The organism is Parabacteroides sp. FAFU027 (genome assembly GCF_022808675.1).
GTDB lineage: Bacteria > Bacteroidota > Bacteroidia > Bacteroidales > UBA7332 > CAXXIC01.
Map to the genome: position 1 here is coordinate 53,668 of NZ_JAKZKV010000012.1, position 25,355 is coordinate 79,022.

General features: G+C 42.3%; 16 protein-coding genes. 10 read left to right on the forward strand and 6 right to left on the reverse strand.

Annotated elements, in window-relative coordinates:
* Positions 1 to 1,171: 1,171 nt before the first annotated feature.
* Both MLE17_RS15670 and MLE17_RS15675 read right to left on the reverse strand, forming a co-directional pair.
* On the reverse strand, positions 1,172 to 3,547 hold the full coding sequence (locus tag MLE17_RS15670; RefSeq protein WP_243349667.1) for a polysaccharide biosynthesis tyrosine autokinase: 2,376 nt from the start codon (positions 3,545 to 3,547) through the stop codon (positions 1,172 to 1,174).
* Between the two features lie 1,967 nt (positions 3,548 to 5,514).
* Complete coding sequence (locus tag MLE17_RS15675) at positions 5,515 to 6,258, reverse strand: NADPH-dependent oxidoreductase (RefSeq protein WP_243349668.1); 744 nt, start codon at positions 6,256 to 6,258, stop codon at positions 5,515 to 5,517.
* A gap of 656 nt (positions 6,259 to 6,914) precedes the next feature.
* Between MLE17_RS15675 and MLE17_RS15680 the strand changes: the two genes are divergently transcribed.
* On the forward strand, positions 6,915 to 9,449 hold the full coding sequence (locus tag MLE17_RS15680; RefSeq protein WP_243349669.1) for an adenosylcobalamin-dependent ribonucleoside-diphosphate reductase: 2,535 nt from the start codon (positions 6,915 to 6,917) through the stop codon (positions 9,447 to 9,449).
* Between the two features lie 793 nt (positions 9,450 to 10,242).
* Here MLE17_RS15680 and MLE17_RS15685 read toward each other — a convergent pair.
* Positions 10,243 to 10,767 carry an adenine phosphoribosyltransferase gene (locus MLE17_RS15685; RefSeq protein WP_243349670.1) on the reverse strand — a complete coding sequence of 175 codons (525 nt, stop codon included), beginning with the start codon at positions 10,765 to 10,767 and terminating at the stop codon, positions 10,243 to 10,245.
* Between the two features lie 649 nt (positions 10,768 to 11,416).
* Between MLE17_RS15685 and MLE17_RS15690 the strand changes: the two genes are divergently transcribed.
* From MLE17_RS15690 to lpxB, 3 genes are all read left to right on the forward strand, one after another.
* Entirely contained in the window at positions 11,417 to 11,893 is a 477-nt protein-coding gene (locus MLE17_RS15690) for a hypothetical protein (RefSeq protein ID WP_243349671.1), read from the forward strand.
* A 70-nt stretch (positions 11,894 to 11,963) separates the two neighbouring features.
* The gene (gene surE, locus MLE17_RS15695) at positions 11,964 to 12,740 is read left to right on the forward strand and encodes a 5'/3'-nucleotidase SurE (RefSeq protein WP_243349672.1); all 777 of its coding nucleotides are present in this window, start codon (positions 11,964 to 11,966) and stop codon (positions 12,738 to 12,740) included.
* Entirely contained in the window at positions 12,737 to 13,870 is a 1,134-nt protein-coding gene (lpxB, locus tag MLE17_RS15700; protein WP_243349673.1) for a lipid-A-disaccharide synthase, read from the forward strand. Before surE ends, lpxB begins: the two co-directional genes overlap by 4 nt.
* A gap of 281 nt (positions 13,871 to 14,151) precedes the next feature.
* Here the strand turns inward: lpxB and MLE17_RS15705 are convergent, their stop codons facing one another.
* Complete coding sequence (locus MLE17_RS15705) at positions 14,152 to 14,931, reverse strand: amidohydrolase (RefSeq protein WP_243349674.1); 780 nt, start codon at positions 14,929 to 14,931, stop codon at positions 14,152 to 14,154.
* An 860-nt stretch (positions 14,932 to 15,791) separates the two neighbouring features.
* Here MLE17_RS15705 and MLE17_RS15710 point away from each other — a divergent pair.
* From MLE17_RS15710 to MLE17_RS15730, 5 genes are all read left to right on the forward strand, one after another.
* On the forward strand, positions 15,792 to 16,970 hold the full coding sequence (locus MLE17_RS15710; protein WP_243349675.1) for a hypothetical protein: 1,179 nt from the start codon (positions 15,792 to 15,794) through the stop codon (positions 16,968 to 16,970).
* Positions 16,967 to 18,406 carry a glycosyltransferase family 2 protein gene (locus tag MLE17_RS15715; RefSeq protein WP_243349676.1) on the forward strand — a complete coding sequence of 480 codons (1,440 nt, stop codon included), beginning with the start codon at positions 16,967 to 16,969 and terminating at the stop codon, positions 18,404 to 18,406. The genes MLE17_RS15710 and MLE17_RS15715 overlap by 4 nt, the downstream gene beginning before the upstream one ends.
* 63 nt (positions 18,407 to 18,469) lie before the next feature.
* A complete protein-coding gene (locus MLE17_RS15720) occupies positions 18,470 to 21,298 on the forward strand; it encodes a tetratricopeptide repeat protein (RefSeq protein WP_243349677.1) in 2,829 nt (942 codons plus the stop codon).
* Positions 21,273 to 23,459 carry a DUF4838 domain-containing protein gene (locus MLE17_RS15725; protein ID WP_243349678.1) on the forward strand — a complete coding sequence of 729 codons (2,187 nt, stop codon included), beginning with the start codon at positions 21,273 to 21,275 and terminating at the stop codon, positions 23,457 to 23,459. Before MLE17_RS15720 ends, MLE17_RS15725 begins: the two co-directional genes overlap by 26 nt.
* A 7-nt stretch (positions 23,460 to 23,466) precedes the next feature.
* Positions 23,467 to 23,961, forward strand: coding sequence for a DUF1573 domain-containing protein (locus MLE17_RS15730; protein WP_243349679.1), 495 nt, complete (start codon positions 23,467 to 23,469; stop codon positions 23,959 to 23,961).
* Positions 23,962 to 24,163: 202 nt separating this feature from the next.
* Here MLE17_RS15730 and MLE17_RS15735 read toward each other — a convergent pair whose 3' ends face one another.
* Both MLE17_RS15735 and MLE17_RS15740 read right to left on the reverse strand, forming a co-directional pair.
* The gene (locus tag MLE17_RS15735; protein WP_243349680.1) at positions 24,164 to 24,709 is read right to left on the reverse strand and encodes a 1-acyl-sn-glycerol-3-phosphate acyltransferase; all 546 of its coding nucleotides are present in this window, start codon (positions 24,707 to 24,709) and stop codon (positions 24,164 to 24,166) included.
* A complete protein-coding gene (locus MLE17_RS15740) occupies positions 24,706 to 24,990 on the reverse strand; it encodes a hypothetical protein (RefSeq protein ID WP_243349681.1) in 285 nt (94 codons plus the stop codon). The genes MLE17_RS15735 and MLE17_RS15740 overlap by 4 nt, the downstream gene beginning before the upstream one ends.
* Before the next feature lie 71 nt (positions 24,991 to 25,061).
* On the opposite strand from MLE17_RS15740, the gene MLE17_RS15745 reads away from it, so the two are divergent.
* Positions 25,062 to 25,328: a hypothetical protein gene (locus MLE17_RS15745; protein WP_243349682.1), complete on the forward strand. Its 267-nt coding sequence runs from the start codon at positions 25,062 to 25,064 to the stop codon at positions 25,326 to 25,328.
* The last annotated feature ends 27 nt before the right edge of the window (positions 25,329 to 25,355 follow it).

The window sequence follows — 25,355 nt, forward strand, 5'->3', positions numbered from 1 at the left end:
AGGCACATAGTTCTTTATCTATTACACCTGACAGGTTTTCAAAACCTGTCAGGTGTGGTCTTTTTCTACAGAAACCCACAGACAGTAATTAACCGTATAGTCTCACAATGGCCTCATCAGGAACGATGATAAATCAATCATTCCTACGAAGGAATTGCGTACTTTGCGGTTAATGGTATTATTTTCAATGTAAGACACTTTTACAGTGCTGTAAAGATAAAATGTGATATTCAAAACACAATACACAAACTGTTAATTAACAGGCGTTGCGTCAACAAGAGTGTTACGTCTGTCATCAAAATACGGATAACATATCCTCATAATACTTACGAGGCGGATTATAAATCACGCCTCTACAGAACTGCTACTAATGCCATTATTGCTAACGAGCTATATGTACCCCACCCCGAAGGTCAAACAAAAAATACCAAACCGCCTAAAAACTGCCTGAGCGAATAGCCCAAAATAATTTACAATTGAACTATTTACCATGGACAATTTAGAAGACACTATATCCAGAAAGTAAATTGTAAATGAATAAATTGTAAATCCTGTCAGTTCTGTGGGGCTATGTTTTTTTTTTACTTTTTTACGCCAAAAAAGCAAAAAGAGACCGATAAAAACCACGCATACCTCTAATTTTCAGTCTTTCACCCTTCGTCAATAGAGATGCAATCCCGGTTTCAACTATTATCTGGATTTCAATCCGACTTCAAATTTCGGATAACATATCCTCATAATATTTATGAGGCGGATTACAAATCACGCCTCTACGGACGCCTCAAGTAAAAATCAGCGGTTAAAAACCGCTGCACCCGCTATTACATCTCGTTTACATCTATCCTGCGAGTATCTACTGAGAGTGTCTCAAAAGTCAGTTCAATCATAATCAAACTTACATATTGATAGTTCGTCTGTTCTTACCGCCCAAATTGGCTACGCCGATCTTCGATTCCCCTAAAGGGAACTTTAAAGAGTGGAATTTCGGTCCAGATTAGCACTTCCCAACATCCCCTTTAGGGGCTTGGGGCGGTTTGTACTTACAATTTACTATCCGACTTCAAATTTCGGATAACATATCCTCATAAAACTTACGAGGCGGATTACAAATCACGCCTCTACGGAAAAATCACGCCTTGACACTCATTAGCAAATTTTCAAATTTGCTAATTTAGCGCTTCCCGATCATCTTCTGCCACCGGGTACGGTGTTTACGACGTTGCTCATCAGCCGAGTCTTTTCCATGACCGTAACCATAACCGTAGCCATAGCCATAACCATAGCCGTAATGATAGCTCCGGTTGTAGTAATAATGCAACGAGTCAAAATCCACGTCATTAACAAGCAAATAAATATTTGACAACGCCCTTTCACCATTAATCCGATTTACCAGTGTGATATTCTGCTTATTGGAATAGTTGGCCCGGCAAACGTAAATAACCATATCAGATACCCTGTTAATATGCAATGTATCTGACACGGCGCCCACCGGTGCCGTATCCAGGATAACATAGTCGTAATCTTTTTTAGCCTGTTCGATCAGCACCTCCAGATGCCCACGCTGTAGTAACTCATTCGGATTGGGAGGAATAGCCCCGGAAGCCATCACATCCAGATTGGGATAATCCGGCACACCCACCACCAGTTTTTTGTAATCCGGCTCATTTCCGGACAACAAATTGGTAACCCCCACTTTCGTTTTAATGCCAAAATATTCGATCAGTTTGGGCTTACGCAAATCCAATCCAATAAGCAGCACTTTCTTATCAGCAATGGAAAGACTCGTGGCCAGGTTGATAGATACATAAGTCTTTCCCTCCCCCGGCACGGTAGAGGTAACCATCAATACTTTTTCCTTCGGATAATCAAGTGACAACTGCAATTTAGTCCGCAACAACCGGAATAATTCGGCATTGGAATCACTCTGTGACAGATGGTTTAACAGGATACAGTCCGTCTTATTATGCCCCAATTCGGATAACACCGGTACTTTCGACAGCTTCTCCACATCATTTCGGGATTCGATGTTGGTATTCAACATCTCCTTGAGGTAAATAATCAGAAGAGGCAATCCCAGCCCGAATAAGAAAAAATAGATCCAGAGTTTATGACTATCCGGAGCGATCTGTACCCCCCCATCAGAATATTTTACCACACGGGCCCTGGGAATTGCAACCGCCATAGTCAAAGCAGTCTCTTCCCGCTTTTGTAACAGGAAAATATAGAGATTCTCTTTGATCTTCTGCTGACGCTGAATCTCCAGAAACTCACGCTCCTGGCGGGGAACCTCCTTAATACGGGCTGATGTTTTTTGATCCAGTGCCTTCAGGTCATTCAGCGAAACCATTAGCCCTTTACGAAAACTGACGATACCGGTAAGGATTGCGCTACGGTAATATTTCAGTTGCTGATTAATCGCTTTCACCTGTGGCCCCTCCTCTGATGAACTTCGTAAGACAGGTTCTCTTTTGGTAATCAATTCGTTATAGCTTTGCACCACAGACTGCACACCGGCATCAGTCACCCCGATATTTGGGATCAGTGAATAATTGTTCGCGGGATTTTTAATAAACTCATCCAGGAACTTCACCAGGCTAAGCTGGGTTTCGAGTTCAATCTGTTTATCTTTATATTCGTTATTTCTGGCAACAAACACTCCCGCTTCGGATGTGATATCGGTCAACTGGTTCGTTTGCTTAAAATCCTCCACGTTGTGCTCCACCTCACCCAGCTCTTTGGTTATCAACGCCAAACGGTCATTTATAAAACGGGTGGTATTGACGGCTGACATATTGATCTGGGCAATCGCATCTTCATTATACCGTTCTACCAGCACCTTGAGAATATCATTCCCCTTGCGTATATTTCCACTCTGCAGACTGATATTTACCCGGTCACTGGTCTGATCCACATCCGTCTTGATCTGGCTCAACATATCCCCCACCACATCAGCAGGTCTCTTGATCCGGATTTCAACCGGATGATCTAAAGGCGATACTCCGCCCCGCAGTTTAATAAACAGATTACCAAACGGAAGTTTTACGATAGTGGGCAACGATATCGCATCCACCTTAAATTTCTCATTATGATATTCCCCTTCTATCCGGTAGCCATGCTCATTTTCAGGCGCTATTGTAAATGCCACCTGATCCAAATTGTTCAGAGACAGGGTATCCAGCTTCACATAATAGGGTGCATTATTGTATATTTCCTGGTAATTGCCCAATACCCCCTTCAGGTAGTAGTTTGTATGAAGCTCCAGTTTGTTGACCACTTTTTGCATCAGGGGCTGCGATTTGATCAACTCCACCTCATTCGAAAGCATATTCCGTTTCCGTGCAGCGGTGAAAGAGGTGTTATCCAAAGCGGCCAGCACATTCATTCCCTCTGACTCTTTCGGATCAATTACCAAAACCGAAGTGGTAAACTCATAAACCGGGTACTGGAACTTCAGGTAAAAATAGCAGACAATCAATGATACCGCGACAGAAGCCGTAATACCCAACCAACGTCCACGACGCAGATAACGGTAAACGAGTTCACGCAACTCCAATATTTTTTGTTGACTATTTAAATGCGATGCAGTATAATTTTGATTTTGCCCCGTCTCTTCCATGAGCTCTTAAGTCCGTTTTATTCCCGGTAAATACCCCCCGGGGATTAATACTATCCTGAATCCCTAATCTGATCTTTAAACCCCGAATTCAGCACCTCCTGATGATGCGCGCCGGAATTCAGGACCACAAAATTAGCATTATTTTGATTGCAGCCAGCATCCAACAGGCTAAAAGCCGCAAACAATCCTGTAGATCGGACCTGAATAAGTATCATTATGGGGCTAATTCACACAATCCGGTGACAAACTACACGTGAAACCTGACCACAAGACCGATTGTGAGTTGTGAGCTATGAGTAATGAGTTCGGCTAAATATGCGCTGTAATGAAAGAACAGATATCGGGATAGATGAGCTGCCCGGTGTAGATTTCCAGCGATCAGCGGCTACATGCCGCTTGACGCGTAATAATTGATTATGAATCGGGAACCAACTTTGCTCGTTAAGGAGGTCTGGCTCTAAGCTCTTTATCTTAAACAATCCGGCAAGCGGCATTAAGCCGCTGCCCGGGGTGGAGCGCCAGCGTTCAGCAACCTAATACACTTGATGCGTAATGTAACAAATCCCCTAAACCCACCCCGTCCCGATAGCTATTCGGGAGGACAAACACAAATTCCAAACCGCCTAAAAACTGCCGAGTGAGGAGCCAAAATGATTTACAATTGAACTATTTACCATTGACAATTTTGAAGACACTGTATCCTGAAAGCAAATTGTAAATGACTAAATGGTAAATCCACAAGGTGTTTTTTGTCACATTTTTGCGCCAAAAAAGTAAAGAGAAAAGAACAAATGATACAGCTAAGAGCACCTCCCGGTTATTTTATTTAAAATCGAACACCTACCTCGCTCCTATAAGGAGGTCTGGCTGTCAAACTCATTATTTTAAACAATCCGGCAAGCGGCATTAAGCCGCTGCCCGGGGTGGGGCGCCAGCATTTTCAAAAAAACAACAACCATTCTCATCATCACACATTAACCACATTGCACATAGGTCAAATTAGAGTCATAGCAAATCGGAGTGACGATCCGATATTTCTCCGATATTAGTCGATACTCCTCCGATACTGGTCCGATACTGGTCCGATATTGTTCGAGAAATCACATCTGGCTTTTCGGGTTCACTTCTGCCTTCATTTTGCAACAAGGTTCAATATAAGTTGAGTATAGGTTCATTTTAGGTTTAGTTTATACTAAAAGAAAAGTAACACACAGACAACATAGAGATAAAATAGTCTTTATAAAGAGTATTTTATCTCTATCACATCACTATTTTACCACTATTTTATCTCTATGTTATCCTAAAGTCAACCTATAATAAACCTATAGTCAATCATAGGGAAAAAGATAGCTATTAATTTTGTATTGAAGGATTTACAATTGACAATTTCTCTTCCCCTTCAGTTACATCATTTTCTACGGTATTATATCCTGAAGACGTAGTGACGGCAGGTGATGCGGTTTGTAACCGCATTAAAATAGACAACATCCTGATTAGAGCCAGCGGTTAAATCCCGATAGCTATTCGGGACACTGCACCCACTAGTGCCTACCCTGTCCGATAGGCACTTCATAAATAGAGCCACAGAACGCAACTCTCCCCACCCCGAAGGTCAAACACAAATTCCAAACCGCCTAAAAACTGCCGAGGGAGGAGCCTATGTTATTTACAATTTAGAAATTTACCATTGACAATTTAGAACACGTAACACTCTAAATAGTAAATGGTAAATGAATAAATTGTCAATTCCGAATTTTATTGGGGCTATGTTTTTTGCATACTTTTTGCGCCAAAAAGTATGGCTCGCGGCAGGCGAGTAGATAAAACCCATAAAAAATCGTCCCTACCCCGATCGTTATCAGGATAGGGACGGACAGTACCCAAAAGTGCGGATTTTCTTAAAAATTATACCCCTGCTCCCGCACCGCTTCGAGCAGCTCTTTCGAGAATTTATCAAAGGTATCTTTGGTATAACGCACATCGGTAAATACCTGTGCCAGATTTTCTTTTTTATTCTCTTCTACAAATTTCTGATTGGCCGGTAAAGCCTCTTTATCCTTGTAGTAGCGCTCAATATCCTCAGGTGTATAATCCACATATCTGTCTTTATGTAAAACAGCCGCCAGTGGCAAACGCTCCACCTGTGCAGGCTCACCATCCGGATACCCCACCGTGATAGTTGCCAACGGCACCACCAGCTTCGGCAGGTTCAGCACCTTATTGATCGCTTTCGTGGTATAGGCTACCGTACCGATATAGCAAACGCCCAACCCTTTGGCTTCAGCAGCCACACAAAATGTCTGTGCAACCAATAATGCATCAATCGCAGCAGTAACAAACCCCTGGAAGTTATCATATCCAGGTACAGCGTTACGTGCCTCGCACCATTTCACGAAACGGTTAAAGTCAGCACAAAAGGTCAACACCAGCGGCGCCTGTTTAATCATCGGCTGATTGAAGTGCAACGGCGACAGTTCCGCCTTTACCTCATCAGAAGTTGTAGCAATAATACTATACAACTGCATATTCCCGGTGGTGGAAGCCCGGCAAGCCGATTCCAGCAATTCATTCAATAACGATTCGCTGATCGGTTCAGCGGTATATTTCCTAACAGTCCTGCGATTTTTCAAAACATCTAACATAAATCATTTGTATTTGTAGTTCGTCATCCAAAAGTATAAAAGTTTCGGCAAACAGCCCTAATCGCATTGCAATTTTCTGCCCCCCCCGCGTAGAGACGTGGCCCGCCGCGTCTCTCTCCCAACAACCACAAACAACCAATCCCGACCCACCAAAACGCCACAATATCTACATCCCCCCACAGAGACGTGGCCCGCCGCGTCTCTCTTATCGCCCCCGCCACCATCCATTGTTACCCCCAGACACCACCAGGCAAATCTATATCCCAAATTCAGTATAATCAATCCCCCTCACCAACCAGAATCCAGTGATATTTCCACCTATCTCACCCTATTTACGGGTAGGTAGTGCGACATCTTTCCTCAAACCAACACCATCAACTTTTCAACACCACACAACTACCACAAACTCAACCAAATAGCATCAATACATTTTCATTTTGGAAAACTTTTCAACCGCAAAATCCAAAACAACACCTGATTATCAGCTATTTAAAAATCAAAACGGAAAACTTTTCAACAAAACTACACTTTTAAGATTTCAGATTTTGTCAAACAAAATATTCTCTCTTTATTTGCAAAACAAAACGAAAAACAGATTTTCAGGTAATGCATTCCCTTCAAATCTAATATAAATACAAACTGTAAAACAATTAATCGTGGAACAACAAACTTACACTTATGATGAAGCATTCCAGGCGTCCTTAGAATATTTCAAAGGAGATGAACTGGCTGCAAGAGTATGGGTCAACAAGTATGCCCTAAAGGATTCATTCGGTAAGATTTACGAAAAATCGCCCGAAGACATGCACCACCGCCTGGCCAACGAAATCGCCAGAGTGGAAGCTAAATACCCCAACGGTTTAAGCAAAGATGATTTGCTGGATCTGCTGCGTGACTTCCGTTATATTGTTCCACAGGGAAGCCCGATGACCGGAATTGGAAACAATTTCCAGGTGGCTTCTTTATCAAACTGCTTTGTAATCGGTATGGACGGCCCTGCAGACTCTTACGGTGCCGTAATCCGCATCGACGAAGAGCAGGTACAACTAATGAAACGCCGCGGTGGTGTAGGTCATGACCTGTCACACATCCGCCCGAAAGGCTCACCGGTGAAAAACTCGGCATTGACCTCTACCGGTATCGTACCGTTCATGGAACGTTACTCCAACTCTACCCGCGAGGTAGCTCAGGATGGACGTCGCGGAGCACTGATGCTTAGCGTTTCCATCAAACATCCGGATTCAGAAAGCTTCATCGATGCCAAAATGACCGAAGGCAAAGTGACCGGCGCAAACGTATCGGTGAAAATCGACGACGATTTCATGAAATCGGTTGTTGAAGGCACTCCATATATCCAGAAATACCCGGTTTACTCTGATGAACCAATGTTCACGAAACAGGTTAACGCATCAGAAATCTGGAAAAAAATCGTACACAACGCATGGCGTTCTGCCGAACCGGGCGTACTCTTCTGGGATACCATCATCCGTGAATCAGTACCTGATTGCTACGCTGACCTGGGTTACAGAACCGTATCGACCAACCCATGCGGTGAAATCCCGTTGTGTCCTTACGATAGCTGCCGTCTGTTGGCGATCAACCTCTACTCGTATGTGGTAAATCCATTTACCAAAGAGGCCAGCTTCGACTATGAGCTGTTCAGAAAGCATGTGCAACTGGCACAGCGCATCATGGATGACATCATCGATCTCGAAATGGAGAAAATCGAGAAAATCCTCGATAAAATCGATTCAGACCCGGAAAGCGAAGAGGTAAAACAAGCAGAACGCAACCTATGGCTTAAAATACAAAGCAAAACCGTTCGTGGCCGTCGTACCGGAGTAGGTACTACTGCGGAGGGAGATATGCTGGCTGCCCTTGGTTTACGCTATGGCACCCCGGAAGCTACTGATTTTTCAGAAAACATACATAAAACGCTGGCGGTTGAAGCTTATCGTTCGTCAGTCATCATGGCGAAAGAGCGTGGCGCATTCGACATCTTCGACATCAAACGCGAAGCAAACAACCCATTCATCAACCGTCTGAAAGAAGCTGATCCTGCACTGTACGAAGAGATGAAAAAACACGGCCGTCGTAACATCGCCTGCCTGACCATCGCTCCGACCGGAACTACCAGCCTTATGACCCAGACCACTTCGGGTATCGAGCCGGTATTCCTTCCGGTGTACAAACGCCGCCGTAAGGTAAATCCGAATGACACACAGGTACGTGTGGATTTCGTGGACGAAGTGGGTGACTCATTCGAAGAGTATATCGTATTCCACCACAAGTTTGTGACCTGGATGGAAGCCAACGGATATTCTACAACTAAAAAATATACTTCTGCCGAAATTGATGAACTGGTTGCTAAATCGCCTTATTTCAAAGCGACATCGAATGACGTGGACTGGATGCAAAAAGTACGCATGCAGGGCCGTATCCAGAAATGGGTGGACCACTCAATCAGCGTGACCATCAATCTTCCTCACGATGTATCGGAAGAGCTGGTTGGCCAGCTATACATCGAGGCATGGAAATCTGGCTGTAAAGGATGTACCGTTTACCGTGACGGTTCACGTGCCGGAGTACTTGTGGCTGCAAAAGAAGAGGTGGAAGCGCAAAAACCACAACACGCACATGAAATCGTAGAATCCCGTCCGAAAGAGCTGGAAGCCGATGTAGTGAAATTCCAGAACAAGAAGGAAAAATGGATTGCTTTTGTCGGTTTGCTTGAAGGCCGTCCTTACGAAATCTTCACCGGACTTGCCGATGACGAAGACGGTATCCTATTGCCGAAAAACGTTACGCACGGAAAGATTATCAAGAACGTGGATGAGCACGGCAACAAACGCTATGACTTCCAATACTCAAACCGTCGCGGATACAAGACAACCATCGAAGGTCTTTCAGATAAATTCAACCCTGAATTCTGGAACTACGCGAAACTGATCTCCGGGGTATTGCGTTACGGTATGCCAATTGACCAGGCAATGAAACTGGTATCGGGTCTGGAGCTCGATAGCGAATCGATCAACACATGGAAAAACGGCGTAGAACGCGCCCTCAAAAAATATCTTCCTAACGGAACTGTGGCACAGGGACAAACCTGCCCGAGCTGCGGTAACGAGACTCTGGTTTACCAGGAAGGATGCCTCATCTGTACCTCTTGCGGTAACTCTAAGTGCGGATGATCTGAAAGAAATCCAATTTCAATTTTCAATTTCAATTTCAAACACGGCTTTACCCTTCGGGGTAAGGCCGTTGTTGTTTCTCAGCTTTTTGTCCACGAATCTGCACGAATTATCACGAATCTAAAGATAGATAGGCGATTACCACAATAAGAGATAGACGTATTTCAGGAATCCGGTTTTAACATAACCGTAGAGACGTGGCCTGCCGCGTCTCTTGAAGATGTATTTCAGAAATCAGGTTTTAATACCCGCCCCTATTGGAGACATAGAGTAGTATATTTCTTACCAGGGGAAAAACGGAAGTAACCGTGATTTAATAGCAGTACGTTACGGGTGTCGTGGTTTTTAACCGCGATAATATTCGTGGAGAATCAGCGGTTAAAAACCGCTGCACCCGTAAGATTATCACTTAAATCAGATACCGCCGTTGAAAAATATTTGTATATCTATTGTCGCAATCCCAGGTAGCTTTACCTGAATGTGCTGATTCTCTATTTTGGGGCTTCATAAGTCCTTTAGGGGTCCCGAATTCTATCAGTATAAGAAAAAAAAACAACAGCACTTGAGAACAGCGGGTTTATCACACAGCCTCTAATAGAGAGTCTTTCGATAGGTAAACCGAGGAACTTTACCTACCCCAAACTCATACAAATTAGAAGGTGTCCGAAAAGCAAGAATAAAACCAAATGCAAAGGCGCTAAAACGCAAAGTATTTTATTCTCAAATATACTTTTTCGCGTTTTTGCGCCTTCGTTTTCAATTAAGACTTTTGAGATACAGCCGTAAACACGGTTCATTCCCCTTCAAATGTCATGGCCGAAAAGACATCGTGGTCTTTAATTGCCTCGCGTCCTTTCAAATCAGGCAACTCGACCAGAAAAGCACATTCTACGACTTTTCCACCCAGCTTTTCGACCAGCTTTACGGTAGCAGCAATTGTGCCGCCGGTAGCAATGAGGTCATCGATCACAACAATACGCTCCCCTCTACCGATAGCGTCAGCATGAATCTCCATTTCGGCGGAACCATACTCCAGATTATACTTCTCGCTGATGGTCTTGTAAGGAAGTTTCCCTTTTTTGCGGACCGGGACAAAACCAATCCCCAAACGATAAGCCAATACTGCCCCAAAGACAAATCCGCGGGCATCTATCCCCACAATCTTATCAATCTTCCGGTCTTTGTACCGCTCATAAAAAAGATCACAGGCGGCATGAAATGCCTCTCCATCCTGCATCAGGGTGGTTATATCACGAAAAGTCACGTTCTTAATCGGGAAATCGGGTATGGAACGGATTTTTTTCTTCAGGTCTGTCATAATTATTGTATTTCAAATTAATGAGTCAATACACAAAGCTACAACATTTTCAAACAAGACAATACCCCCAACCTTCACAATCCGGGTACGACCGCCCAATATACCCCGTTTTAGGTAGTAAAAATGGCCTGATTATGGGATTTCCAAAAGATGGAAATATTCCGTAATTTGCATCTTGTCAAATCGTCATTTAGCTATGACAAATGCAATCCGTTGCGTTTGCTTTCATGTTGGGATTTGGTGTTGGGAAAAGTCCCGGGTAAATGGCTACGGCCAACCCGGGGCTTCAATCCAGTAAATACCCAACCTTTCAAGCATTTCCTTAGCCTTAGCCTTACACACACCTCCCTCCTCTATAAATCCAATTAACATTCAGTTATATTGGAAATATTGATACGCATCAAGCGGCCTGAAGCCGCTGAATGCCAGCGCCCCACACCGTGCAGCGGCTCAAAGCCGCTTGCCGGATGGATAAAACTCCTTTTATTATGACTGAGAACGGCGAGGATTACTATGACTGAAACACCTTTGATTTCAATATACGGGAACTACAAGGGCTCCCCCTACACCCTTTTACTCCTTATAACTCCCTTTTACTTCTAAAAAATTGAATACCTTTACAGTCGAATATTTACCCAAAGACCTTCGAATGAAAGCCGCTTCTCTCAGTGAAATCCGAACTACACTAAACCACCTTCCACCGGAAGTTTTGTCCGAACTTTGCATCCGACTGATTAAATACAAAAAGGAAAATAAGGAGTTCCTCTCCTACCTGTTGTATGAAGCTGACGACGAAACCGGTTATGTCGATGGGATTAAGAAGGAGATGGACATACTGTTCAAAGAGGTAAACCGACGGAATCTCACCCTGAGCAAGAAAACGCTTCAAAAAATCCTTCGTCAAATCAACCGCTATGCCAAATATTCCGGCTCAAAACGCACCGATGCCGATTTACACATCTATTTCTGCTTAAAGCTACGGGAATCCGGGCTTCCTTTGGATAAAAATGCAACGCTGCAAAACATCTACATGCGCCAGCTAACCCGCATACACAAAGCGTTGGCAACGCTTCATGAAGATTTACAATACGATTACGAAGAGGTGATGGAAAAACTGATGCGGTAATCAATCTAAACTTCATTATTTCCTTCTCAGCGAATATTTGGCTAAATTTGTAACAACAAAAGACAACAACATGGACATCCAACATAGCAACAAACCGCTCATCCTTGTCACCAATGATGATGGCGTTCACGCAAAAGGCATTGCCTCGCTGATCGAAGCTCTGCGCGGATTGGGACAGATTATCGTAATGGCTCCCGATTCTGCCCGTTCCGGTCAATCGAGTGCAATTACACCTAACACACCGCTCCGTTTTCATAAAATCAAAGAAGAAAACGACCTGGAAGTTTACCAATGTAACGGAACCCCTGTAGATTGCGTAAAACTGGCATTCAACCAACTACTGGAACGCAAACCGGACCTGCTGGTTTCCGGAATTAATCATGGCTCCAACTCTGCTGTAAGTATTCACTATTCAGGGACGATGGGTGCAGTAATCGAAGGATGTATTGCCGGAGTCCCCTCTGTGGGATTTTCTTTGTGTAGTTTTCTAAGCAATGCAGACTTCTCCGTAAGTCAGATCTACGTCCGACGTATAGCTACCGATATATTAGCCAATGGCATTTCTCCCGGTATTTGCCTGAATGTAAATGTACCTTACACTCCTGATGTGAAAGGTATCCGGGTCTCCAGACAAACCGATGCGGTATGGCAGGAAGAGTTTATGAAACGCACCGACCCACACGGCCGGGAATACTACTGGCTCACAGGTTCGATGTACAACCGCGAACCTGATGCGAAAGATACCTGTGAATGGGCACTGGCCAATGATTATGTTTCGGTCGTTCCCTGCAAAGTCGATTTGACTGCTCACCACTATATTGACCACCTGAAAAACCGTCTGGAATGAGATACTTTCTAATTGCCGGTGAAGCATCGGGCGACCTGCACGCTGCCAACCTGATGGCTACCCTGAAAAAAGAAGATACACAAGCTGAATTCCGTTTTCTGGGCGGAGACCTGATGCTGGCTCAGGGAGGAACATTGATTAAACATTACCGGGAAATGGCCTTTATGGGATTCATCCCCGTCTTGATGAATCTGAAGACCATCATGCGCAACATGGCGGTCTGTAAGCAGGAAATCAAGTCTTTTGCGCCTGACGTGGTGATTCTCATCGACTATCCGGGCTTCAACCTCAAGATTGCTAAATTTGTAAAGACAGAATTGGGCATCCCCGTTCACTACTACATTTCCCCTAAAATCTGGGCATGGAAAGAGTATCGCATCAAGGATATCAAGCGATATGTGGATAAGATGTTTTCGATTTTACCCTTCGAAGTGCCGTTTTATCAAAAGCATGATTACCCCATCCAATATGTGGGAAATCCTTCTCTGGACGAGATTCACCATTATAAAACCACACAACAGGCAGAGGTTGCTTCATTCCGAAGCACCAATAAATTAAGCGAAAAACCCATTGTTGCACTGCTCGCCGGTAGCCGCAAACAGGAGATTGACAAGAATCTGCCACTGATGCTGGATGCAGCAAAGGATTTCCCCGGATACCAGTTTATCATTGCGGGCGCTCCGGGCATTGACCGGGAATATTATGCCACTTACATTCAGGACACAGAAGCTAAGATTGTCTTCGGACAGACCTACCCTCTACTGAGCAATGCGTATGCAGCCCTGGTAACATCCGGAACAGCCACATTGGAAACAGCCCTCTTTGACGTACCTCAAGCGGTTTGCTATTACCAGAGCGGAGGAAAGATACTTTATTATGTCGTGGAAAAGATTCTGAAAGTGCCTTATGTCTCGTTGGTCAATCTGATAGCCAACCGTACAGTGGTTAAGGAACTATTGGGCTACAAGGCATCGGTAGAAAACCTGACAGAAGAGCTGAATCTGCTTCTGACCAACACAAACTATCGGGAAGAGATAAAAACCGGCTACCAGGAAATAGACCGTTTACTTGGCGAACCAGGCGCACCGGAACACGCTGCGAAAGCGATTATTGCTAATTTGAAAAAATAGTAAATTAGCAGATTAGCAAATTTGAGGATGTGTCAATTTGAGAATTAGCAGATTTGAAAATGTGGAGATTAGGAAAATAATTTCCACATCTTCACATTCTCATATCTTCAAAACATCTTCAAATTTGCTAATTCGCTAATTATCACATCTGCAAGTTTTCAAATGATCTCAAATTGCCCTTTATTCTGAAAAATGCCAATCAGGCACAAATAACATAATTCCAGGATGTACAAATTCGGGAATTAATCTTCACATCTTCGAATTTGCTAATTTGCTAATTCTCAAATTATCTCAAACCGATCTCCATCCATCCATACCGGAAATTTCTTACGGAAATCTTCCAACGAATCCATCGAGACAACAGCCGTCAGGCACTCCTCAACACCCGGTGTACAGGAAACAACCGTTTGACCGCGGGCATCAATCAGCGTAGAATCCCCGCTATATTTCAAACCAAGCCCATCTGTTCCCACACGGTTCACACCACACACATAGGCCATATTCTCCACCGCACGCGCCGGTAATAACAGATTCCAGACTTTTGAACGGGAAGCCGGCCAGTTGGCTACATAGATCAGTAAGTCATACTCATTCTGCACATTGCGCGCCCACACCGGGAAGCGCAGGTCATAACATATCAACAGACAAATCTTCCACTCCTTGTAATTGACAATCAGACGTTCCAGACCACTGCTGTAATGATTTGGCTCATCGCCCATACGGAACAAGTGTCGTTTGTCGTAATGCTCCACACATCCATCCGGATGAATGAAAAAACCGCGGTTATAATAACGTCCGGCATCCAGGGCAATCATGCTTCCGCACAAGGCAACATCATTATGTCGGGCCAATTCCCGTAAAGAACGAATTGTGTAGCCATCCATGCTCTCTGCCATTTCCTTTGACTTCATAGAAAAGCCGGTAGAAAACATCTCAGGAAGCACAACAAGGTCTGTTATACCGGAAAGTTGTTTCAGTTTTTCGGAGAGGTTTTCCAGATTTGATTTTTTATCCTCCCAGACAATATCGCTTTGGTACAGGGTGATGCGGAGTTCGTTCATAGTGAATAATATCTTATTTATTAAAGAAATAATATCTGCTTGACAAATATACCCAATCGACTCAATACCCAGCGACTCTTTAGATTAAACTTCATCAATAAAAGCACAGCGAAGGCGTAAAAACATTCAAGTAAATACTTATTATGCTTCATTAAATATTACAAACACATCAATACCATATCTTTGCACCGCAAAAATAAACTAAGTAAGTTTGCATCTGAATTATTTAAAAATTGAAATTTGAATAATATAAAGAAACAACGAAGCTTATGTAACTTAGCAATAACTGCAAAAGAGTAAAAAGACAAGAGAGAAAGGGAACCAGGGGTAGTAAAAAACACTCATTCATTTAGAGTCTGTTTTTAATTTTTTCACTCGACTTTTTTAGAACTATTTCGAAGTAGATTTTTCACTCCCCCCTTAATTTAGCAGGCTAAATCAAGGGGAAAAAGTAAAAAACAGACTGGGAAAAGACTAAATATAGAGCAAGGAAAGACGATTTACCTGCTTATAAAAAGATTTCGGTAAAATTTAAACAGGCTCTTAGTACCACTGCACATAGACAATCAACGCACTAACTGCTGAATCTATTCGTTGCATTATCTAAACATTAAAAAACAGAGATATAACAATCATAGAAACGGATAAACAACTATACTCTATAGCTCTATCTAAAACAATGATTGTTTCATCAAAAAAAATATCGCACATGTTTCCTGATTGTTATTGTAACTAAATCAGGGCTATACAAGACATAAACAACATAAGAGCAACATTCTCCATTCCTATTTCATTTGAATAATCAGCAAGCTGATTTCTGATTATTTATTCATTGCAACCATCTAAATATCAAGATATAAATGGAAAATAGCGGAGTATTAATATTAAACTGGATAGATTACTATACGTATTACTTCTATCTATACTATGATCGCTTCTTAGAATACCCCTGGGTAATTCGTTTTAGTGTATTCATTATACTATCACTGATATGCGTCTGGATATATCTGTGGACCTATATCCTGATTGCACGACTAAAATCCACTTATCGCTCTTTCCGGCACCAAAAGTTAGTTGCATTGTATTATAAGAAAATGATTCTTATAGCTACACAAAACGAGAAGCTAACCTCTGATCAGATTTCCAAAGCTTTGGCATTAAAAAAGAGACGACTTATAACTGAAGATAAACGCTATATCGTTTTTCTATTGGTAAGATTAAAGGAAGAAAACGAGACTATCAATCAATACAATCTGCATCAGATGGTCATCGCATTCGGATTACCGCACTTTTTTGAACATGAAATACGATATGGCAAAGCGTACCGGGTGATAAGGTTATTAAAATCATTACAAAGCATCAATGAAACAGTAGGCGAATCGGTTCTTTCGTCTATGTTATACCATAGAAAATGGGAACTCAGAAAAGCTACGCGCATAGCTTACATGTGGCTTTCTCAAAACGACCCCTTCCGGTTTCTGGATGAAGACATTGATACACACTTCAGCGAATACGATAAACTGGAAATGCACAATATATTCCTTCAAAGAAAAAATCAGGGTAATCTGATTCCAAATTTCCTCCCCTGGGTAATCCGAACACAAAATGACGAATTGCGTACGTTTCTGATTGGTGAGATCCGCTATTTTGAACAGACTGAAAACTGTGAATATCTGATACCGTTACTAGACACTGACAATTTGAAACTACGGAAAGAGATTATTCAAACTCTTTGTGAATTAAAATATACCGCAATCGAACAACGGCTTGTTGATGAATACCCGACTCAACCCGAAGTAATTAAACAATCTATCCTATCCGGGTTACTCCATATAAAAGAGAAAAACAGAACTCCTTTTCTGAAACAAGCATTCTCCAGTGCCAATGATATAGAAACGAAACGAATCGCTCTTAAAGTTCTCTTTAATTACAGCGAAGATGGCCGACGAATCTTTGGACAAATGGCACATAAAGCAAACTACCTTGATCAAAATATATTCACTGATGTCTATTATACTTATTCACAATCTGCCGTATGACCTCAATGCTACAAACATTCTTTGAATACACTGTTTACTTCTACTCTCTGGCTATATTCTCCAGTTACTTATTTTTGACTATTTCCGCTTTTTTCTCGATCTGGCGGTCAAAATGCTATAGGGTACCGTTGTATGAAAACAGCATTATCCGCCACTCAGTATATACCCCCGGTATTTCTATAGTCGCACCGGCCTATAATGAAGAAAAAACTGTAATTGACAATGTAAACTCGCTGCTCAGTCTGGACTATCCTTGCTATGAAGTGGTACTGGTCAATGATGGAAGCAAGGACAAAACGCTCGAGAAACTAATCGAACACTTTGAGCTAAAAGAGGAACCGGTGTTATACATCGAACGAATCAAGACTAAGGCTCCTTTTCGGAAAATACTAAAATCTACGAATCCGGCTTATAAAAATCTGGTCGTTGTAGACAAAGAAAACGGAGGCACCAAGGCTGATGCCTCCAATGCAGGAATCAATGCGGCCTCCTATGATTATTTTGTCTGCACAGATGTAGATTGTATATTGGCAAAAGACGCTCTGTACCGGGTTATTCATCCGGTACTCAACTCTCCACATAAAGTGATTGCGGTCAGCGCTGTTATGCGCATGGCAAACGGATGCGAAATGGCAAACGGAGTGATAAAATCAGTATATCCCCCAAAAACGCTTATCCCGCTGTTTCAGGAAAATGAATATTTACGCTCGTTCCTGATGGGAAAACAGGGCTGGAGTACCATCAATGCTATGCCCAATGTGAGCGGAGGATTTGGACTATTTGACCGCTCTGTCGTGATCAATGCCGGAGGATACGACCCCAACTCATTTGCCGAAGATATGGATCTGGTTATTCGAATGATCTCATACATGTGTGACAATGCACAGTCCTATCGAGTAGTCCAGATTCCCTATACCTGTTGCTGGACCGAAGGCCCGTATTCTCTAAGTATCCTTAACAGACAACGTACCCGTTGGGCCAGAGGGTTGTTGCAACTCTTTTCCAGTCACTACAAACTAATGTTTAACCCCAGATACAAACAGCTATCCATGCTCACATTGCCTTATCTATTTGTATTTGAACTCATTGCGCCTATCATAGAAGTTATTGGACTACTAATCATAATCTATCTCTATTTTGCAACCGGACTAAACTGGAGCACAGCCTGGATAATCCTGCTGTTTACCTATCTATATGCTCAGACCGTTGGGATTTTTGTCTTCCGCTATGACATATACATCGGGACGCCTTACAAAGGCAGATTTAATTACTTCAGGTTATTTCTGGTTGCCCTTATCGAACCTGTCATCTACCATCCGATCTGTTCGTTTTTCTCATTAAAAGGTTATTTCAATTACCTAACTCAGAGAGAATTTAAGTGGGGAAATATGACCCGAAAAGGATTTCAGAAGACCACACAACCAGCAAAAGCATAACAGAAACGAATCTCGTAAAATTGCAGAGATTCAACAAAGCATTGCGCACAGAAAGAGCACAGTATGAAAAAACAAAGAGCAAGAGTTGCATTTTTATTGGCCTTTTTAATTATCGGGACATTTAGGATATTGGCGACACAGCCGGATGACGTTAGTATTAAGGAATACGTAAAAGAGATAAAAACGCTATTTCGCAAACAACTGTGGGAAAGAGGTAAAGCTAAATTAGACGAAGCTTCGAGGCTATATGACTCAAACTCTCAATTACTTGGATTATGTGGTCAATACTGGTATCACCGTAAAGATTACGAAAAGGCCAGATATCAGTTGGGCAAAGCGTTGATAGAGGATCGGTCTAATAATGCAGCCCGCCAGATACTGGTAAACATTGAAGAGGAAACCCACAATTACTCAAGTGCAATTTGTTACATCAACGAATTACTCGAAGAACAGCCTTACTCGTATCCGCTCTGGATACGAAAAATAGAGATGTACCGAAAGCAGGGAAATACAGAAGAAGCCATCAGAATGCTAAAACGGCTAAGAACGATTTTCCCCAATAACCAGTCCCTGAACACCCGGGCTAGCCAGGTCTATGAAGAGCAGTACCAGGAAGAAATCAAAAGAGACAAACGGCCATCAGCCATCTCTACAATAGAGAATCTTCTGACAATCAATAAAAAAGAATGCTATTTTGCAGATCTAACCGGGCTGTACCTGAAAGAAGGGAATAACGATCGCGCCATTACAATTGCCAATATGGGACTGGGATACTTCCCCAACAGCTGCCTCCTTTTAAAAAGAAAGATTGAGGTATTAACAAAACTATCCCGCTATTCCGAAGCGATAACTTTGCTAAAAGAAAAGCTCCCCCGAAACCCAAAACTCAGGACTCTTTATAACGTCCTGATTGTGGAAGCAGCCCAATTTAATCAGAAGAACGATCCATACACACTCTATGGAATTGCTTATGAGAATAGGAACAAAAGTGAAGAAACTCTCAACTACCTGCTAAATACGGCGCTTACCCGGGGTTATACAGACGATGCCATCTACTATCTGCGTGAAGCCAGGAAAAGGTACGGTAAAACGAAAACGCTCCTATACAAAGAGTATCAATTATATAGCCGTATGGGCGATGAAAGCCGCTCTTATTCAATACTACAAACGCTTTACAACTCATTTCCACAAGACCAGGACATTTCCGACCTGATGCAGGAAAGCTGTCTAAAACGAGCTTCTCAACTGATGGCCAAAAGCGATTATACCGAAGCTCTTGAATACATCCGGATTATTCTGCATCGCAAAGGAAATGATGAAATGACAGAAAAAGCACTGGAGTACTCTATTACCTGCTATCAGGCACTTTCCCGCTATGAAGAAGCACTGTCAACCCTGAAAATATTATCAAGAGATTACCCCGATCACCCTTCACTAATCGAAAAGGAGGCGTTGATACTGGACAAAATGGACCGGACACCCGAGGCGCTCGAATTACTATACAATAGCATTCAAAATTCACCACAAGAAAAGGCGTCCAAATACGCTGACAGTTATGAGGAGATCTCCATTCCTTATATAAAACACCTGACAGAAAATGGGGCTACATTAGCCGTGCAAAGGGAAGCGCAACGGTTATTACAAGTATCCCCCCATAGTAATCCCGGACTGCATTATATTGTTAATGCAACTGCAACACTCGGCCGATACGATATCATGCAGCATTATATCAATACGGGACGCATACTATATCCGTCTGACCTGTTCTTTAGAATCAAACAAGCCTTCTGGCTAAACCAAAACACACAATATCAAGCGGCCCGGGAGTTGCTTCACAATGACATTGGCTATTACAGAAACAATAAAGAGGTAATCGGAATGTTTACCCAAAGTAGTATTTTGTATGCTCAGCAATTATCCGGGAAACAAAATCGCAATGAGGCCATAGCCATACTCGATACTGCATTACTTTACAATCCCGGAGACAAAGAATTAAGATACAATAAAGGTCTGATATTTGAGAAAATGCGTCAATACGATTCGGCCTATTACTATCAGAAATTCTATATTCCCGCTTTTGCTGAACAAGCTCAGTTTTCAGGCCATTTGCGCGAATTACAATACTCTTCATCTCAGAATGAAGCCCGGTTTAGCTACATGCAATCACACTATAATGACTCATACGAAATAATGTCTGTCGCAACGGCTGAGTTTTCTCATAAAAAACAACATGATTCATATACATTTACAGCGAATTACACAGGACGTAAAGGCGTTGAAGAAAACTATTTACTAAGCGATTCCATTTCACAGGGAGGTACAGGTATCCAGCTACAAGCTGAATGGGCACACCAATTAAGCAAAAGCTACAACCTGACATTAAACGCAGCCTGGGCCAATCGTTTTTTTCCGACCTGTTCATTCAATTCCACATTCAGCAAATCATTGCAAGCGGACATGGAAGTGGGAATCCACATCGGCTATAAACGACTAGCTTCCGACGAAAATCTTTGGATCGCAGGCCCGACTATTTCCAAGAATTGGGAAAAGATCTGGGCCAATACAAAATTGGAGATATACCGCATGCAATCATCTTTCTATTACAATGCCAGTTTGCAAAGTCGTTTATACGTCGGTAATAACAAACACAGCAATCTGTCAATGATCACAGGCATAGGATCTGCGCCTGAAATATCTATCCTGAACAATGCACTACCGAGTACATTTTCCCACATGAATACGATGGTAGGTTTGGGCGGACAATATCTGCTGTCACATAATCTTACAGCAGGATTGACCGGCACCTGGTACACCTATTATAATCAAACAGCTACCAATACATCTTATAAGAACCTCTATAATGTCTATGTACAGCTTAGCGTCGCCTTATAAACATCCGACTTTATTATATTTTGTGTTACTCATCGCGCTGATATTTACCGGGACAATCAACGCATCAACCGGACACAAAAGCATTCCTACCCCAAAAGGATGGGCAATTATCCCCGAAAACTCAACGGAGGAAAATGTAAGGTGGAGCGAATATTTTTATCAACACATCAAACGTCGCTCCGATCTACCTGACCGGATCGTTTACAATCGCCATATCTCCGGATATTATGAGATCTCTGTCTCCATTAACGATACACTTAAAATCGATTTTGCTATCCACTCAATTCAAAACGGAGCAAAACTCACAGCCAGAAACAAAACAGGCTTGCTTTGGCTCATGTACCAGGTAATGAAATACATCTCCATCGAAAACTCACACATCAATACTCCGGATCTGCCACCGGCTCTTATTCACTTATCTGACACCTGTGGCACCTTCGCCTTTGAGTACCGGAGCCTTTATACCCCTATCACATGCCTGAATAGTGACATGCCTCCTGTTTTAGGAAATTCCGGTTTTGATGCCGACTGGGGAATATGGGGGCATGGTCTGGTGAAAATACTGGGTAAAAATTCACCCGAATCAGTATATGCAACTGTTGACGGTATAAAAAAAGAGGAGCAATTCTGCTTTTCTTCCCCGGAAACCTATCGCTGCATTGAGCATTACATCCTTGATAATTTTGGAGAAGGCGAAAAACAGTCCATGCGTTTTGCGATTTTTCCCGCTGATAATAAAATAGTATGCAATTGCGCAGAGTGCAAAAAGGCCGGAAACTCTTTAAACTCAGCATCTCCGGCTGTTACGCGATTAATTATACACCTGGCCAATCGCTTTCCCAAACACCAGTTTTTCACATCCGCTTACCTTAGCACCCAAGAGCTTCCTCAACAAGTCCTCCCCATCAATACTGGTATTATTGTCAGTGCAATTGATTTTCCTCTTCGCTATCAACCTGATGGGGAAATGCCTGTTCGTGTTGCCAAACGTTTGACCGATTGCCATAAGATAACTTCCAATATTCTGGTGTGGGATTATATCAATAATTACGATGACTACCTGACCCCATTTCCTGTACTGAAGATAATACAACAACGACTTCATTTTTATCAACAGAAGGGCGTAAAGGGAATCTTTCTCAATGGCAGTGGGTATGATTATTCGACACTGAGCGACATGCAATCGTTCGTGCTTTCGGCCTTGTTAATCAATCCGGATCTATCTGTCGATCAATTGGTCAGTAATTATTTCAAACAAGCCTACCCTCATTTCTACAATCAACTTATTCCCTTCTATCTGGGAATGGAAAACAAAGCTATTCGCTCTCCATTGCCTTTAAATATTTATGGCGGAATATCTGAGAGTAAGCATACGTTCTTACATACATCTGACTTCGTTCACTTTTACAATCTGTTACAAGAAGCTCCGGACATAACAACACCGGAAGAAAAAAAACGACTGAACGAACTGCGCATTGCATTATCATTTACCCGACTTGAAATAGCCAGAAGCAACGGCTCCCTCGAATACGGCCTGGCATACCCGGAAAAAAACCGGATTATGATACGCAGGGAAACTGATGGCTGGTTGAAACAACTGGAACAACACCCGGATATACCGGGATGTAAACGCTACCGTGAATCCGGTGGAGAAATTACGACCTATCTTAATGAATGGAGAACGGTACTTCTACCTTCAGCGGGAAAAACAAATTTGTTACTTAACCAACCATTGAAGGCATTAACTCCTTTAGACGAAGACTATACTGACTTATCTATACTTTGCGATGGATTATCAGGATTGCCGGATAATTACCACTGCGGATGGCTGTTACATTCACAGGGAAATCTTGAAATCGCCATCCCTCAGATAAAGAATTCTTCCAAAAATAAAATCAGCCTCACCTTTTTGAAGCAGGATCATTTACACATAAGCATTCCGGAGCAGGTAGAACTGTATAAAAACGGGAAACTTTATAAAAAACTTTCGCCTTCATCCTATTCAGTATCTGATTCCGATGAAAATCCCCGGGTCATAGCTTTTGAAGGAAATATCAATATATCCGATACGGATAATTTTACAATACGGATAATCCCCCAAAAAACAACTGGCACAAAATTAGCCTTAGACGAAATCAGACTAACTCCTCAAAATAAATAAATTCACAATGTATAGACTTATCATAAGTGTATTCACTATTATTTCTATGTTTGGCTGTATATCATGCAGTAAAAAGATAAATCCAACTCAGGCTGAAGTGAAAGATTCCATCCGGCACTATTATCCTATACGCCAGGGTGAGATGCTCAAAATGGTCTTCCCGGTCATCAATAAAGGCAAGGACCCTTTGATAATCAACGACATCCTAACCTCCTGTGGTTGCGTGGTGGTCAAAAAACATGAAAAAACAATGATTATGCCGGGAAAAACGCAATATATCAATATCACTTACAATAGTGAATTAAATACCGGTTATGTAGAACATCAAATCCGAATATATGGCAATATAATTCCTAATGGTATGCTGGAGTGTCGGTTTGATGTCAATGTAGTTCCACTCTCCGGATATGGAGACTCACGCGACTATGAAGAGATATACCTGGATCAACACAAAAACACGTATAAAACACAAAATGGCTACTATACAGGAGAAATGCCTTAACAGCTTCTTCCCCCAATATAAATAGACCCTGTTTTAAATGGTGAAAAACTTGTTTGTCAATAAGATTAGGTGGAGTGGTTTTGGTGTATTCCCGAAAGTCTTGGTGGTTACTCTGCTGATTTAATGAAAGCCAACAATATAACCCGATATAAATCAAAAAGTGCTGATTACCCGATAGAATAATCAACACTTTTAGGACCTGTTACCCAATTGAAAATTTCTCCGGATATCGGGCTTTTATATCTTTAAACTGAAGCTTAATCTGACGAATATCCATATCTTCATTTCCTGTCGGATGAAAAACACCTATCGTACCGATCTCCTTTTTCCCGTAATCCATATAAATCAGGACAATGGGAACTTCAGCCATCGATGCGATATGGTAAAAGCCTTTTTTCCAGACCGGATTAAGCTTGCGGGTACCTTCGGGTGTGATGGCCAGCTGAAACCGTTCCCGGCGTTTAAATTCCTCTGCCAGTTGTTCACGAAGACCTTCTGTCTGCTTCCGGTTTACAGGGACACCTCCAATGGATTTCAGAAGTAGTCCAACGGGAAAAAAGAACCAGCTATCTTTCATCAGAAATGAAGCCGTTTTGCCGATAGAAGAATAAAACAGTTTACCCAGTACAAAATCCCAGTTACTGGTATGAGGAGCGACACAAATCACGCATTTATCAGGGATATCCACGGTCATATTGTGACGCCATCCTATCGTTTTATAAATAGCACGGCTTAGATATCGCCTCATTTATTCAGCTCGTTAATCTCTTTGAATAGATTTTGTGCATCAGTCGTAATATCTGCAGTCAACTTTTTGAAGTAAGCTTTTACAAGCTTAGCATCCTCTTTTCCACCATATTTGTTTACACGGCTCAGGTATTCGCTCTGAAAGTCAAGTATTTTATCCAATGCTTTATCGGCCTTATCAGCATCTACACCTGGAATAAACTCTTTGAAAATTATACACTCCGAAAACAGAGCAGCGGTCACCTGGTGAATCGCTTTCTTCAGATTTCTTTTGTTAGCCATTATTATTTCGTTTTAGTTTGAATAGCAAAGATAATTATTTCGTCAACGTATCAAAGGATTTGAATGTTAACATGGAGCAAATATTCCCCGGAAAAGAACCTGCTCCAGACTGTAAGGCACTGAAAAACGCATGGGAGTCACTGAAAAATGGTCCGGAGTCACCCCGAAATGCAAAAGCGGCACTGAAAAATGCGTCAACGGCGCTGAAAAGTGCGTCAACGGCGCTGAAAAGTGCATGGGAGGCACTGAAAAATGCCCTGGAGTCACTCCGAAATGCAATAACGGCACTGAAAAACGAGAGAGCGGCACTGAAAAATGCGAGGGAGAGTGACTCCTGACCATTTTTCAGTACCGCTCCGTATAAA